Below are 15,998 nucleotides of genomic sequence, written 5' to 3'. Positions count from 1 at the left end.
CGCGCGCACCGGACGGTCCGGTGCGCACCGGCGCACCGGGGTTGGGCGCGCCGGTGCGCCGTGTTTTAACGACTTACAAACGCCCTTGCCCGCCCCATGCGCGCTTTTGCCGCGCCCATGCGCTAATCGCGTCACCTCTGTGCGAAATCCGACAAAATCTCCCCCTCTTACTTCCCATTTCCAGGTCGCGCCCGCGGATGTCAACCTCGAGCGTGAACAGGGTAGTGAAGCGCTCGCCGTTGGCTCGCGGCTAAACGGGGGACGGTCATGCGTTCGTCGTTACAAAATCCCAATGCTGGGCGCGCTTGCCTTCCTTGATCGGGTTCATGCGAACGTACTCGATCGCGCGATTGATGGCGTCGGCCTGATCGAGAAACACCTTCCACTGACCCACCGCCCACGGTGAGGGCACGCGGCCATCACGGCGAGCGAACGTCGCGAGCGGATGACGATTCTCTTCGATCAACCGGCGCGTCGCGGCGCCTTTGAGGTGATTGACGATCAGTTCGATGTTCTGGTCGTGACGCGCGATCACCAGATGCACATGCTCCGGCAAAATCGCACCGGCGAGAATGCGGTAACCGGCCTTGTCCGTCTTGTCCGCGAACCCGCGCGCGATCGCACGGGCCTGATGTCCGTCAAAAACAACCGGCGGATATTTGAGCGCCGACTTCGCCTCCCGCCGCGATATCGGGTCATGCGCTCGGCCGGCGACCGAGCGCCGCGTCGTCGTTTTCGTCGCCGGACCGAACCGCAACAGTTCCCACGCCCCGACGAAATCCGACCACGATCCCCGCGGATCATTGGGGAGCCAGAACCCATACGCGCAGAAAATAACATGAAACGCCCGGACCATGTCGCGGATTCTAATGCGCGCGGGGAACAAGGGGAAGCGCTCGCCGTTGGCTCGCGGCTAAACGGGGGGGTTTCGTTTAGCCGCGAGCCAACGGCGAGCGCTTTTTGTCAATTCGGCGATGCGGGGACGAGGGCGGCGTGGGGGCCGGCTATGCAGATGCTTTCGAAGCGCAGTTCGGCGTCGGGCGTGTCGAGGTGGGGCTCGATGACGAGCGTGTGCGTCGCATCGGGGTCGAGGTTCTCGGCGAGGACCTGGTAGAAGTGCGTGTTGCCGTTCAAGCGCTTGGCGAGTTTGCCGGCGTCGAAGGTGTCGATCATCGCGCCTTTGGGGCCGTCGGGGCGCTGGACGGGTTGGCCGTCGATCGTGGCGGTGAACGAGCCGGATTTGACGGTGGCTTCGCCGAAAATCAGTACGTCGGACCCGCGGAAGCGGAGGGTGTAGTTCGCGGCGGCGGGGCCCGTGGCGATGACCAGCGAGTCGAGCCAGCGGGACATGAGCATGTCGAAATACGCGGAGACGACATGCGGCTTGCCAACGGTCCAGCCGGCGGGCGGCCCGGGCGGATCCTTGAGCGGGATGCGCGCGGAGGTCATGTACGTGTCGGCGTTGAGCATCTTTTCGGGCGGGGCGCAGACGCGCTGATCGTCGATGGCGGACAGCAGGGCGGACCATGCGGCGTCGGTGAAAAGCGTGTACCCGTCGTCGCCGGGATGCACGCCGTCGTAGGGCCAGAGTTCTTCGAGCGTGGTGAGCTTGTCGCGCACGCGCTGTTGCGCGAGGGCGATGGCGTCGCCGAGCGCGGTGTGATACGCGATGCTGATGGCGATGTGCGCTTCGCGCCGGGCCATGCCGTCGAGCTTGCCGGCGGCGACGTCCCACTTGAAGGGGAAGATGACCTGCACGACGGGAGCATGGGCTTCGGTGATGATGCGGCGGACGATGGCTTCGTAACTGGCCATCGTGTCGGGGCGGGCTTCGTAGACGCCGTCGTTGGCGGTGAAGTCGAGGAAGACGAGATCGGGGTGACGGGCGAGCACATCGCGGTCGAGTCGGAAGAGACCGAGCTGCGAACTGGTGCCGCCGATCGCGGCGTCGAAGAACTTGAAATGCGCTTGGGGGTAACGCTTTTCGAGCCGGTCGGCGGTCTGGGCGCGGTACGAGGTGCGCATCGGGTCCGTCGCATTGGCGCCCCATGTGAGCGATGCACCGAAGAAGACGACGTTCAAATGTTCACCGGCCCGGGCGCGACGATCGAAGTCGGCGAAGCTCGGCTGCGCGGCTTGTGCGAACGTGGTGAAGACGAGCGCGAGCAGCAGGATGGCCAGAACCGTTGAACCACCAAGGCACGAAGGGCACCAAGGTGATGATCGGGTTTTGAAACAGGGATGTGTCTTCTTGGTGACCTTGGTGTCTTGGTGGTTCATCGATGGACGGATCATGAGAGGTGGGCTCATCGCAGTTGGGGTTGGACGGTGCCGGGGGGGAGATGGCCGGCGTCGTGGAAGATGGCGCGGCCCCAGGTGGAGCCGTTGAGGAAGAGGTACGGCTGAGCGGACGGGCTGGTGATTTCGACGAGATGCCCGCGGCTGATGCGGCCCAGTTCGTCGGACCAGTGGACGTTCCACGAACAGGCGACGGCGTCGCCGGCGCGGGGATGATCCTCAGCGGCGCGGAGGACGGACCAGGGAATGGCGTACTCGAGCGTGTAGCTGCGGCCGTCGGGCGAGCGGCGGAACGCGCCCTGCCAGCCGGTCAGGTCGCCGGCCCACTGGTGATGATCGATGCCGAAGACGACCTGAAGGCGCGGCTGATGCGTCGGCTGGTGATACCAGAGGACGATGCTGGCGATGCGATCGGTGGTGTCCTGCGGACGATGACCGGCATCGGGCGGCGTCGTGCGCGTGCGTGCGGCGGAAGCGATGGCGTCGAGCGGATAGCCCAGCGCTGGATCGGTCGCGAGCCGCACGATGACGCTGCCGCCAGCCCAGAGCCAACCCGGATCGGCGGAAGGATCACGCTGATTGCGCATCGGCGCCGGATCGCCGACGCGCGCGGCGATGTACAGATGATCCGCGTCGTACATCATCATGCCTTCGACGAAATAGTCGCTGGCGTAGGGCTCGACGCAGGCGGAGCGGAACAGACCCGAGGCGTCCCAGTCGGAAAGGTCGCCGTCGATCGCAGGCGGCGAAACGGCGGGGACGACATGCACGGCGTCGAAACGGCTTCGGTTGTAGAGCGGTCCGCTCGGCGGGGAACTGCGGGCGGGCATGGGGAACCGGCGCACGAAGCGATCGGCATCGAAGGCGACGGGGCGCAGCGCCTGCGGCGCGGTGTCGTCGGCTTCGAGGGCCTGACCGGCGGAGAGGCGATGCTCGACGGCGGCGGCGGTGCGCGTGTGGGCGATGACCTGACCTTCGAAGACCTGCACTTGCGAGGCGCCATTGGCGCCGACGTCGAGGCCGAATTCGGTGCCGAGATCGACGACGGTCAGGCGCGGGGTGTCGACGGTGAACCCGACGGCGGCGGGGGGGACGCGCGTGACGGCCCGGCCGAAGTGCAGGGCGGCGCGATCGGCGCGGACGAGTTCGATGCGGCTGGGGCCTTCCAGGAGCATCTCGGCGCCGTCGGCGAAACGAATCTGCGCCAGACCCTGCGAAAGTTCGAGCGGACCGGCGGCGAGGGCGGCCCCGACGGGCAGATCGGCGGCGGGGCCGACGAAGCGGGCGTTGGAAGCGGCGATGAGTACGGCGGGAGCGGCGGGCGATTGCGTGAAGTAGAAGTTCACGCCGAGGATAAGCGAAAGCAGGATGAGCGCGGCGGCGGCGAAGCGGGACGGCCATGCGATGCGGCGCTTGGGCTCATTGGTGAACGTCATCGGCGGGAGCGTTTCGTTCGCCCCGCGCGCATCCCAGCGCATCTGTGCATGCAGATCGAGATAGGCGAGGTAGAACATCCGGGCGGCGGGCTCGCGGCGGAGCAGGTCGTTGAGTTCGACGCGCTGATCGGACTCGAGCGTGCCGGCGCAGTGGGCATCGACGAGCGCGATCCACGCTTCGGGGATGCCCGCCGGGATGATCGGGGTGTCGCTCATGCGGGGTTTTGTGCGGCGATGGTGCGGCTGATGCAATTGAAGAGCGTCACGCGGAGGCGCTTCAGTTCCTTGTAGACGGCGTTGGTCGTCTGCCCTCGCGCGGCGGCGATGTCGGCGATGGCGTCCTCATCTTGGTAGTAGCTTTCAATGAGCTGACGCCGATCGGCCGGGAGCTTGGCCATGCAATCGGCGAGCGCGGCCCGGCGATCGTCGAGCACTTCGCCGGAGCGATGACGCAGATCGGCCAGCGCGTCGAGCACGTCTTCATCGAGGAGCATCATGGCGGCGTAGCGCTGGCGCATGTAGTTGCGGGCATGGTTATGCGCGATGCCGCAGGCCCAGCGGGTAAAGTCCTGCGAAGGATCGAAGCGGTCGCGGATTTTCCAGAGCGTCAGCGAAGTCTGCGCGAAAAGCTCCTCGGCGTCGGTGCGGCCGGGCACGAGCGTGACGATGAAGCGATAGATGCGGCTCTGATTCCGCACGTAATGAGCGAGAAAATCGTCGGAACTCAAGGGTTTCACGCGATGCTCCGGGTCTATGAATGTATTGTCGGCTCGCGGAGGAAATTGGCCGGGGCGCGGCGTCATTTCATTTCGCCGATCCACTGACGCAGAAGCGCGACGCCGGCCGCATCGACGACGTTCGTCCCCGCCGGGGGCATGCGGCCTTTGCCGAGCAGCGACATGCGATAAGGGATCATCGAATGATCGGCATCACCGGGCGCGAGGATCACGCCGCCGGTCAGACCCATGTCGCTGTGCACGGGCGGGGCGCTGACGATGTGCATGTCGGCAAGCGGGATCGAGCTGAGCAATTCAAACTGCGAGTTCCCGCCGCCCATGCGCATGTGGCAATGCGCACAGTTGGCCTGCATGTACGAGCGGGCGCGGTCTGCGAGGGGCTGCGATGCGTCGGACGGATCGGTCAGATGCGGCAGGTCGATCGAAGTGAGATGACCGGCGGCGTCGAGCTTCGTGAGCGTCTCGCTGATGGGGCGCGTGAAGAGGCCCATCTGCTCGAAGGCCGCGAGCTGATTGAGGCGCGTGCCGTCGTAGTCGTGCGGGCGGTTGAGCTGCGCGGTGTTGACGCCGAGGGTGAACCCGGCGGGCATGGTGTGACAGAGGGTGCATTCGGCGCGGCTGGGGAAATGCCATGTTTGTTTGCGCACGCCGCCGGGCGCGCCGGCGTCGGCAACTTCATAGGTGCGCTCCAGCGCCGCGGGGCCGATCAGTTCGGCATCGGTCTGCGCATCGTTCCAGAGGTACGTGTAGCCCCGCCAATGGTTCTGTTCGAGATGCAGCAGGCGCGTTTCAAGTCGTCGCCGGCTGGTCGGATCGCCGGGGCGAAGCTCGAGCATGAACGTCTTGACGAGGACGGTCCCTTCCGGAAATTTCCACGGTTTTACCGGGGAAAACTCGATCTTCGCATCGCCCGGCACGGCGATGAACCGCTGCTTGATCGCGCCGTCGGACCAGAGCGGGGCGTTGACTTCATACGGGACCGTGCCGGGCGCGGGGGTGAGGTCGGCGGTCGAGGCGAACAGCCCCGTCTCGCTGAGTCGGCGCGGGAACGGATGCGCCGGGGCGTCCTGCGGGCGGGCGCGCTCGATGCGGTAGAGTCCGCCGGCGTAGTCGATGATGAGCAGTTCGCCATCATGGTCATGCGCGAAACTGACGATGCGCAGGGGCGTGTCGATCAGTTCTTCATTCTTGAGCATGACATGCTTGTCGCGGTCATAGGTCAGGGCCCAGATTTTGCCCGTGTCGAAGTCGCCGTAGATGTACGTGCCGTCGAGTTCGGGGAAGGCGCGGCCGTGGTAGACTTCGCCGCCGATGATGCTGCGCGCTTCGGAGTGATCGAGTTCGAAGACGGGGGGCGAGATCGGCGTCGGACCGGCGGGGCGATCGGGGCGGAAGTCGTGCGAGCCTTCCTTGAGGGACCAGCCGTAATTGTGACCGGGTTCGATATGAAAGACGGATTCCCAGAGGTCCTGTCCGACGTCGCCGCCCCACAGATCGCCGGTTGCGCTGTCGACGCTCATGCGCCAGATATTGCGGAGCCCGTAGGCGAAAAGCTCGGGCTTCGCGCCGGGCACCGCGAGCATCGGATTGTCGCGCGGGACGGCGTAGTGCTTGTCGGCGTCGGCGTGATCGACGTCGATGCGGAGGATCGAGGCGTTGAAGTCGGTGACGTCCTGTCCGCTGCCGTGCTCGTCGCCGTAGCCGCTGCCGTCGCCGACGGAGATGTAGAGCATGCCGTCCGTGCCGAACTTGAGGCATCCGCCGAAATGATCATCGCCGGGGTTCCAGTCGGCGATGGGATAGGCGGTGGCGGGGTCGATGGTCGGGGCGGATTCGCCGTCGCGATGGACATAGGTGTAGCGCACGAGGCGCGTGCGCTTGGGCGCGGGCACGGGGTCGTGGAAACAGACGTACAAGTAACCGTTGTGCGCGAAGTCGGGGTGGAACGTGAAGCTCCAAAGGCGCCGCTGCTCGTTCCATGCGAGCTTGTCATGATCGGGCCGGCGGATGTCGAGCAGCGGGGCGGGCGAGCCGCCGGTTTCGTCGGCGAACGATTGCAGCACACCCGATTCGCTCGCCACGACCCAACGCTTTGCGAGCGGCCAGATCGACGCATCGACCGGGCGATCGAGCTTCACATCCTCATGCACGCGCTCGACGCGATACCGCTCCGGCGGCTCCGGCGAACCGGCGACGCGCGACGTCGTCCATAGCGGGCGCTTCGCCGGCTCGGGCGTCTCCGATCGGGCAATCAGCGCGCCGACCGTCGTGATCATGATCGCCGTGACGATCATCCATTGCCGCGAGATGTGATTCATGGTTCGAATTTCATGTCGCCCCAATAGCGCGGTTCGAGCATCAGCTCAAAGACCGCATCGTCGACGATTCCGGTGTGCTGGTTCGCCCAGTATGTCCGCAGGCGCGTCCGCTTGCCGGCCGCGTCGCCGTGCGTGACCCCGATGTCGCCGCGCAGCGTCATGCCCGGCTTGAGGGTCAGGCCCAGCGAAGCGAGCGGAATCGCCGCCTCAATCGTATATCCGCGGCTCGACTTCGTCACCTTGATGTCGACGCCGTCGAGGCGTGTGACGGAGTCGAGGGTGTAATCCTTGATGACGCCGGAGCTGAAGGTGTGCGGGTGCTTGTCGGTCCAGACGGGACGATAGAGCACGGCGGTGGGCGTGCCCTTGAAGTCGCCGATGGAAAGACGCAGATCGCCGGCGGCGGCGTCCTTGCGATCGGGTTTGGCGGCGGGGTCGGCGGCGAGCTGGAAGTCGACCGTGTCGCCGTTGAGGTACATCGACGTGGCGTCCTCGGCCCCGTTGACCCACGGCGTCGGGTCGGCGACTTCGTAGCCGAGGTAGAGCTTCGCCTCGTCCCATGCCCCGACGAAGCGCACCTTCGCCTCGTCCTGTTTCATGAAGTTGACGCCCCGGTCGCCGGCGAAGTCGCGGCCGAGTGCGCCGGTGAATTTCGGCGTGGCGTGACGGATCGTCATCGTCGGCGTGCCGATCGCCGCCTGCAGCGCGCGCTCACGGTAGCCGCGCGACTTCGTCACGTCGTCAGCGCTGAGCGAAACGGAACCATTGCCGAGCGCTATGACGGTGTCGAGGCCGACGATGCGCACGTTCCAGAATCCGGTTTTGCCCGCCTGCACGTACAAGTTGCCGTCATCCGCGAGCGTCACCGAGCCGCCGAAGTCTTCGCCGCCCATGCCGGGGGGCGTGTTGTCCATGATCGCCCCGGGCACGGCCTGCTCGGGCCAGCGCACCTTGAGTTGATCGGGCTGAAACAGCCGCGTGAGGTAGAACCCGTCGCCGGTGAGGATGTGCCACTCGCCCATGTTCGTGGGAATCACCCAGATGTTGCCGATCGGCTCGGGCAATTTCGCCACGCCGCACGGCTCGTACGCCCCGCGGATCAGTCCGATCTCCGGCGGAATCGCATTGTGCGAACCATGCACGCCGACGTAATTGTTCGGATACGACCAGAGCACCTTCCCGCTCGCCGTGTCGACGCATTTGGACTCCGAGAAGTCCGCGTTGTACGCCGCGTTGAGCAGTTCCATCGTCCCGTCCGCCGAGACGACGCCGTTGGGCGTGATCATCTTCGGCGACTGCACGTTCCACAGCGGCGCGCCGCAGTCGGTGTAACCGGTGACGCTCAGCATGCGACCGTCGCGACACGTGATCGTCATATCCGGCGAAAAGTTCATGTACCATCGGCTGAAGTAGAGCGTGCCGTCGATGGTGACGGATTCGTCGTCCTGCTCTTTCTCGTCGCCGTTGCGGTCGGCCCAGAAGCGCGTCTTGGCTTCTTTGTCCTTGCCGCTGTAGTGGAAGGCGGCGCGCCGCTTGTAGTCGCCCTCGCCGACGCGCTCGAAGATCGTCACGTCGCTGGGGCCGTGAATCCAGCCCTCGCAGACGGCCAGGTAAAGCCGCCCGTTGCTTCCGCGGCCGAAGCGCGAATTGTTCATGCCGTCGCGCGTGATGACGCTGACGCAAGCGGCGCGGCCGGTCGCCGGGTCGAGCCGCCATTCGCAACCCTGACCCACCATGACCATCGGGTCCGTCGGGCAGATCGCCCCGCCGACGGCGCCGTAGCTGCTCGGCCCGAAAAATTCATCCACGAACGCGCCGCTCGCCGTGTCCCAGACGCTCATGCGCTTCGGCGCCCCGTCACGCTCCGAAACCCAAAGCTTCCCGTCCGCGTCGACCGCGATCGAACTGACGAACGCCATCCCGTCGGGATTCCACTTGCCGAGCTTCGCCCGTCCCCCTTCGCGGCCGATTGTGCGAATCTCCTTGCCTTCCATCGAATACACATGTACCCGATTGTCCGGCTCGCCGAGCGCGACGAACACGTTCTCGCCATGCACCGCCAGCGCCTTCATGTTCGGCACATTCGCGAGAAGCGCCTTGCTCTGACCGTTCGTCACGTCGATGGCCAGCACGCTGTTTGCATTACTGATGACGGCGACATGGGTCGCATCGAGCGTCGCCATCGCCGTCGGCGCGGGGGCGTCGATCGTCTTGATGAGCTTGCCGGTTTTCGTGTCCAGCAGTGCGAGTTTGCCGGCTTCGTTGAAGCTCAGCACGATCGCGTCGCCGCACAGGGCGATGTCATCGGCCTTCGTCGGGCCGGTCTGTCCCTCGCCCCAGAGTTCCTTGACGATGATGTCGGCGATGTCCTTGCGGACGGGGTCGTCCCATGTCCGGTAGCTGCCGTCGCGCGTGCTCAGTTTGTAGATCGCGCCGCCGCCGGAAGCTTCGCCGGACTTGCCGCCCAGCACGTACACCACTTTGCCGTCGGACGCCATCGCCTTGACGCCGCTGATTCCCGCGCGGTTGTTGGACCACTGCACGTTGCCCTTCTTGTCCACGCACAAAAGCGCCTTGCCCGCTTCCGCGCCGCTCCAGCCCAGATAGACACGCGACCCGTCCGCCGCCGCCGCGATCGGCGAGCCGTGGTCCCCGCCCCAGTTCTCCTTACCCGTCGCACCGTCCCATGGCGCGATGCCCCCGTTGCATGCCCATCCCGTCAGCCGCAGACCGATGCCTTTGTGCCAGATCGCCTTCCATGAATAAGCGCCGGGTTCGAGCGTATCGCCCGGCTGGCGCGCGGACCATGAACCCAGACCGTCCCACATCACCGTGTGCTCGCCGGCCGTGTAGAACGCGTCATTGAGAAGCTGGCAGACGACCTGTCCGTCGCTGTTGAGAAGATGCAGCGAGAGGTGGCCGTCTTCGGGCATGGTGAAGGTGATCGGCTTGAAGCCCTCGGGCTCGCGCGACTGGTCGAGGCCGGTCCAGTCCACGCGCGGCTCGCCTTTGTCCATATGCACCTTGAACGTCCGCCCGTCTGAAAGCCGCAGCGGCTGCGGGTCGACGCTCGTCTGACTCAACAGCGTCGCCGTCCCCCAGCATCGGCTGGCCATGAACGTGAAGATCCGATCGACGCGCTCGCCCGGCTCGAACAGTTCCTTCACCGACACGCGGCCCTTGCGGCCGATCGTGAAGTTGGGCTCGAACGTCATGCGAAACGAATCGCCGGGCTTGAGCGGTTGGCCGTCGGCGGTGACGAACTTCCAGGGAAGCGCGATCTCCTGCACGTAGCCGCGCCCGTCCGCGTTGACGGTAAATGCTTGAAGCGCGCCTTCGAGTTTGGCATCCTTCAGGACGCCGCCTTTGAAGGTGACGCCTTTTTCGATCTTGATGACGTCGGTGTTGTCCACGCCGTGCCAGCAGGTGAAATGATTGCCGAAGGGCTCCTTGCCGCCGGCGTTGGTGATAATGCGGAACTGGAGCGAGTCGCCGTTGAACCCGTAGTCGGCGACGGTCTGCCCCGGATTGTTGAGCGGCGTCAGGTCTGTGAACCGCGCCAGCACATACAGATAATCCTTGTCCCACATCGTGTGCAGCCAGATCGCCGTCTCCTCCCGCTGATTCTCCACATCCGGGCAGGCCAGCATCCCCGCCGACAGGTCCCAGTCATCGGTCTTCCCGTCGATGACGACCTTGCTCCGGGGCGCCAGCACGCGCATGCCCTGGTTCTCCGTCTCCGTCGCCGACACCGGCGCGACAAGCAGCAGGGCGATCAGCGTCACGAGCATCATCCGAAATTGCATGGCGGATCTCCAAACAACCTCTCCCTCCGGGAGAGGTCGGCCCGAAGGGCCGGGTGAGGGTGCGTCCAAACACTGACTGTGACCAATACGAAGCGCGCCATACTTTGCGGCCACCCTCACCCCAACCCTCTCCCGAAGGGAGAGGGGGCTAAGCAGAAATCTCGGTCGCATGTCAGCACTCCATGTCATTTGTTCTTCGCATCATCCATATCGACGGGCGCCTCAGCGCGGCCCCATCGCGCGGGGTTCATTTCGGCCGCATCATCCGTCCATCCGATCCGCTCGCTCCCGCGCCCGATGATCGCATTGAGCCGCATCGGCCCGGCGAGATCGAGGCGCGTTTCGCTCGCCCCTTTGTGCTCCTTGCGGTCGAAGCTCACCTTGCGCGGCCTCGTCAATTCCGGCAGGGCGGCCAGCGGAATCGCCGCTTCGATCATCCAACCTTCGCCATCGAGCCGCCGGCGGAACTCGACCGTGCCCCCCGGCAGCGCGGTCAGCTTCGTGCAATCGAGCGGCTTCTTCAGTTCGTCGCCGATGAAATTCCCCGTGACACCCAGCGCTCGCAATCCCGGCGACGGCGCGAGCGGTTCCGACGCGGGGCGATACACGTTCACCTTCCCCGCCACGTGAATCCCCAGTCGCTCGTCCTTGACCGCGCCGGGCGTGAACACGAATTGCGTATCCCCCGGACCCGCCGCCGTGCGCGACGCCGGTGCATCGGGGCCGATGAACAGCTCCATCGTGGGCCAGGTCGCCATCGCGTCCTCCTTGCCCGCCAGCACATCCGCGAAGACGTACAGCATGCCCGCATCGCGCCGCAGCCGAATCTCCGCCGCGAGGGCGCCGGCGTGCATGAGCGAAATCGCCGGCGCTTCCTGTCGCCAGTCGGTGTCGATGCCGTCGACGCCGGCGTACCGCCCGCTGTGCGTGCGCAGCATCGTCTGGTACGCAATCGTCGCGACATCCGGCGCGCCGGCGGCACGCGGCTGCGGCGAAGCGAGCGTGATCGAGCCGGTCGTGCGATGAATCTGATCGCCGAACACGCCGTCGATGTTGAGCACGCGCACATCCTCCGTGCTCACGCCGACGAGCAGGTGACGCCCCGTCTTCGCGTCCTTGATGAACAGGCCCGGCTGGACATTCTCGACGTACCACGCGGTCGGCCCGTCGTTGACCTGTGCATCGTCGGCGTCCCGGCTGATCCAACCGAGCGTCAGGCCGTCGGTGGTGTACGCGGTGAAGTTGGAATTGACTTCGGTCGCCATCACCACGCCGTCCAGTTCGCCGGTCATGTTCATGATCATCGTGCTGTCGCCGTTGTGGCGATATCGGCCGTCGTGATGGCCGATGATCCACTTGACCTTGCCGTCGACGACGCGGCAGACGCGCAGCTCGCTGCACCGGTCCCAGAAGTTCCGCCCCGCCTCCGCGCCGACGTTCGTCGCCATGTACCGCGCGCCGTCCGCGCCCGGCGGGCTGAACGTCACGCTGTAATTGCCCTGTTCGCTGTACGCCTGTCGCGGCAGCATATTCTCGCCGAAAATTTCCTTGGTCTTCGTCACGTCGTACACCGGTGCGCCGTGCGCATTGATGGTCGTCGGCGATAGATCGGCCGTCCCGCCGCGCAGCGTCAGGTCGCGGTCGATCCAGACCCAGTGCGCATTCGGCCGCTCGACCGCGCTGACTTCATCGTCCTGCGTCACGCCGTCGCCGTTGGCGTCGGTCCACAGAAGCGTCACATCCGCGCGGTCTTTGGTGCGCCTTGCCGACCGCATCGCGGCGCTGGGCCGCCATTGATCGCCGTCGGCGATCCACAGACCGAATTGCTGCCGCGCCCCGATGAAAAAGTAGCGATGGCCGCTCGTGCTGGTGAACACCAGTGCGCGGCCGTAGCCCGTGGACCCCACGGGGTCCTCCAGTTCGTACCCTTCGCGCTGCGACGGGCCGATGTCGCTCATGTCGTAAATCGCCTCGATCTTCCATGTGCCCACCGGATTGCCCGGGTCCTTCGCCGCGGCGTCGTAATCGACGCGCGCCTTGACGAACTGCGACGAGCGCGGGCCCGGCTGATAGTAGAGCGTGGACGCATCATCAAGGTCGACGCCGACGGTCGTGTATCCGGTCGGCCCGTAAAAGTCTTCGAGCCATCGGCCGTCGCGCGTGAGCTTGATGAACCGCCGCGGCGCGCCGGCTTCGACCGCCCACAGGTTCCCATCCGGCCCGGTCGCCACGCCGATCAACTCGGCGAAGGCCATCGGATCGTAAGGTACGGCGGTGCGTACGCGCCCGCCCGCTCGGCCGATCGCGCCCATCGGTTTGCCCGCCGCGCTGAGTTTGATGATCTGTTGCGTCGTGCCTTGCAGGGCGACATAGATGACGCCGTCCGAGTCGACCGATACCGCGCGCGGGGCGTCGAGTTTGTCCGCGATGGTCGTGATCTTGCCCGTCGCCGGTTCGACACGCAGCAGGGCGGCCGTGCTGCACACGAGCAGGGCGCCGTCGGAGGTAGAGCACATGCCTGAAGGATGCGTCAGGGCGATGTCCGCCAGCGGCTGGCCGGTGGTCAGATCGATGACGCCGAGGCGATTCTTGTCGGGTTCGCTGTAGTACGCGCGGTCGCCGATCACCGCCAGACCGCTGGGCTCGATCGGCCCGAGGTCCACGACGTTCTGTCCCGCGATCTTCTGTCGCTGCCCTGTGGCGGCGTCGAGCTTCTCCAGTTGCCGCGTCTTGCGCGATGAGTGCAGCACGTACACGCTTTGATCCGCTTCGACGACGGCGTAGCCCCGTGCGAAGATTCCGATGCTCGCGAACCAGCGGGCCTTGCCGGTGGCCGGGTCGATGCAGCGCAGCGTCCGCTGACCTTCCTCGCCGGAGTGAAGCATGTAGACGCCATGTTCGCCGGCCGCGACGGCGGCGGTTCCGCCGTGCGTCCCGCCGATGCTGCCCATGCCGTCGGGCGTGCGGAATGAGGGCCGCCCGCTGTTGCCGACGCTCGCCGCGAACGTCGCCTTTATGTCGTCCCATTGTCCGATCAGGTATTCGTATTTGCCCGCGGGCATCGGCTGCCCGTTGCGATCGCGCCCGTCCCAATAGAGCGTGTATTGACCGGCGGGAAGGCGACGGGCACGCAGCAGTTCGCGCACCACCCATCCGTCCGCCCGCCGCACGATCACGCTCACGTGACTGTCCTGCGCGACATTGAGTTCGATCGGCACGCCGGGCCCGATGAACGCCGCCGCCTGATCGTCGCGGTCGAGCAGGTTGGGCGTCGGGCGCGGACCGGGGTCGACGGCGAACAGCTTCGCCTTGCCCCACGAGCGGCTGTAAAGACGGGCTTCGGTGACGAGGTCCATGGTGCTCATCGCCTGACCCGCATCGCAGCGCCACCAGGCCGTGGCGACATTCATCGACCCCGCCGGATCGGAGAAAATCACCTGCAGATCGAACGGCAGCGTCAATCCCTCGCGCGGCTTGATCGCCAGAGATGCCCACGGCAGCTTCACACGCACCGCATATCCGCCGTCGACTTCATCGAACCCCGCTTCCGCCCCGTCGACCGGCCCGACGTAGTCCATCGCGTACGACCCGACCGACGTGTACGTATACGGCTTGTGCTCCCGCCAATTCGGACGCATCGCAAGAATCGTCGGCTTGCCCTCGACGCGCGCGATCATGATGCGCTGTAGCGCCCGCACGTCCGTCACACCGCCGAGGCACACCCCCACCGCGTCGCCGCCCTTGATGAGCTCTTCGATCACCCCCGCCGAGTTCTTCATCGGACTTTTGTCATGCACCACGATCCGGGCGTACAGATTCGCTTCGTCATAGGCGAGCTTGAACGTCGCCGCCTCGCCGAAGAGGCCCATGATGACGTGCTCGGCCTTGATGGCGTCCCAGTCGGACGCCTCGCCGCGCAGCGACATGGGCTTGTCCGTCCGCACCATCGCCGCCATGTCGTCCTCAGCCGCGCGGGCCGCATGCGCGATGAACGTCGTCAACAAAAGCGTGACGGACAGGGATCGTTGAATCGAACCGTGCATGAAACGTCTCGCGGGGTGGGCTACTGATGTGTTGTCGCGCGGGCGGACAAATTAGCCCATCAAAATCAGGATCAGGCGATCTGATTCAGATTGCCGCTGCTGGTGCCGAAGGCGTCGGTTTCGACGCCGAATTTCTGGAGCATGGACAAATAAAGGTTGCACAAGGGCGTGTTGTTGTCCTTGTCGAAAGCCACGTGCTGCCCATGCTTGTATCCGCCGCCGGCCAGCAGGATCGGCAGGTTCTGGTTGGAGTGCGAATTGGCGTTGGAGAGGTTGGAGCCGAAGAAGACCTGCGTATGGTCCAGCAGCGAACCGGCGGATTCGCCCGAGCCCTTGAGCTTGGTGAGGAAGTCGTCGAAGGCCATGACTTCCTGAGCTTCGATGCGCGACAGTTCCTCGATCTTGGCGGGGTCCTGGCCGTGGTGCGAGAGTTCATGATGCGTCAGTGATGTCGGCGCCTTTTCGCCGGGCAGTTGGACGGACCCGTTCTGGCCGAGCCAGAGTGTGATGATGCGCGTCGAGTCGATCGCCAGCGCCAGGTGCATCACGTCGTACCACATCTTCGACTTCTCGATGAGGTACTTTTCATCGGAGAGGTACTTGGGCGGCTTCATGTCGACCTTCGGCTTGGGCTTCGACGCCCAGACTTCGTTCTGCGCCAACCGCAGTTCCGCTTCGCGCACGGCGGTGAAGTAGCGGTCGAGCTTGTCGCGGTCCGCCGGGCCGACGCGGCGCTGGAGCGAGCGGGTTTCGTCGCCGAGCGTGTCCATGATGCTGCGCCCGTCGCGCAGATCGCGCACCGCCCGCTGCACCTCGTCGGGCTTTCCATCGATGAACAGATCGCGGAACACCCGGTCGACGCGCCCGTCGGCGGGGAGTCGCGTGCCGTTGCGCGACCATGAAAGCGTCCATCCGCCCAGCGCCATGTTCGTGAACCGCGTCTTGTCGCCGACGACTTCCGCGGCGACCTGGTCGGCGGAGATGGTGTTGTGCAGATTGCGCGGATTGCGGATGGCGTCAAAGGGCGCGCCGGTGAGCAGGGCGATGTCGCCGCTGTGACCGGCGGGGTAGTTCGGATGCGACAGCCCCGAGAAGATCGTCATGTCCCTGCGGTGATCGGCGAGCAGCTTCAGGTACGGCGTCGGCGTGTAGTCGCGGCCGGTCTCCTTGGGAAACAAAAACGGCGGATGCAATCCCAGATTGCGACCCACGAAGACGAGGCGCTTGGGCGTCGCGGCAAGGTCCGCCCCGCGCGCGGCGGCGGGGATCATGGCGTCCAACAGCGGCAACGCCAGACTCACGCCGCAGCCGCGCAGAAATGTCCGACGGGAAAGTGCGATGCGTCTGAGCGGATTCATAA

General features: G+C 65.6%; 8 protein-coding genes. All 8 read right to left on the bottom strand.

Features of this window, described 5'->3' with window-relative positions; all coding sequences use genetic code 11:
* Positions 1 to 265 precede the first annotated feature (265 nt).
* Positions 266 to 856 carry a hypothetical protein gene (locus GC162_06935; GenBank protein MBI1368374.1) on the bottom strand — a complete coding sequence of 197 codons (591 nt, stop codon included), beginning with the start codon at positions 854 to 856 and terminating at the stop codon, positions 266 to 268.
* A 107-nt stretch (positions 857 to 963) separates the two neighbouring features.
* Positions 964 to 2,310, bottom strand: coding sequence for a hypothetical protein (locus tag GC162_06930; protein ID MBI1368373.1), 1,347 nt, complete (start codon positions 2,308 to 2,310; stop codon positions 964 to 966).
* Positions 2,307 to 3,950 (bottom strand): hypothetical protein, encoded by a 1,644-nt coding sequence (locus GC162_06925; GenBank protein ID MBI1368372.1) that lies wholly within the window; start codon positions 3,948 to 3,950, stop codon positions 2,307 to 2,309. The genes GC162_06930 and GC162_06925 overlap by 4 nt, the downstream gene beginning before the upstream one ends.
* The gene (locus GC162_06920; GenBank protein MBI1368371.1) at positions 3,947 to 4,537 is read right to left on the bottom strand and encodes a sigma-70 family RNA polymerase sigma factor; all 591 of its coding nucleotides are present in this window, start codon (positions 4,535 to 4,537) and stop codon (positions 3,947 to 3,949) included. The genes GC162_06925 and GC162_06920 overlap by 4 nt, the downstream gene beginning before the upstream one ends.
* Positions 4,534 to 6,789, bottom strand: a complete 2,256-nt coding sequence (locus tag GC162_06915) for a hypothetical protein (protein MBI1368370.1) — start codon at positions 6,787 to 6,789, stop codon at positions 4,534 to 4,536. The genes GC162_06920 and GC162_06915 overlap by 4 nt, the downstream gene beginning before the upstream one ends.
* On the bottom strand, positions 6,786 to 10,784 hold the full coding sequence (locus GC162_06910; GenBank protein ID MBI1368369.1) for a PQQ-binding-like beta-propeller repeat protein: 3,999 nt from the start codon (positions 10,782 to 10,784) through the stop codon (positions 6,786 to 6,788). The genes GC162_06915 and GC162_06910 overlap by 4 nt, the downstream gene beginning before the upstream one ends.
* Entirely contained in the window at positions 10,781 to 14,638 is a 3,858-nt protein-coding gene (locus GC162_06905) for a PQQ-binding-like beta-propeller repeat protein (GenBank protein MBI1368368.1), read from the bottom strand. Before GC162_06905 ends, GC162_06910 begins: the two co-directional genes overlap by 4 nt.
* Before the next feature lie 71 nt (positions 14,639 to 14,709).
* Positions 14,710 to 15,996 carry a DUF1552 domain-containing protein gene (locus tag GC162_06900; GenBank protein MBI1368367.1) on the bottom strand — a complete coding sequence of 429 codons (1,287 nt, stop codon included), beginning with the start codon at positions 15,994 to 15,996 and terminating at the stop codon, positions 14,710 to 14,712.
* Positions 15,997 to 15,998: the final 2 nt, after the last annotated feature.

The organism is Planctomycetota bacterium, from assembly GCA_016125255.1.
In the GTDB taxonomy this organism is placed as follows: domain Bacteria; phylum Planctomycetota; class Phycisphaerae; order Phycisphaerales; family Zrk34; genus RI-421.
Note: the sequence above shows the minus strand (reverse complement) of the source record. Positions and strands in the feature narration are given on the sequence as shown.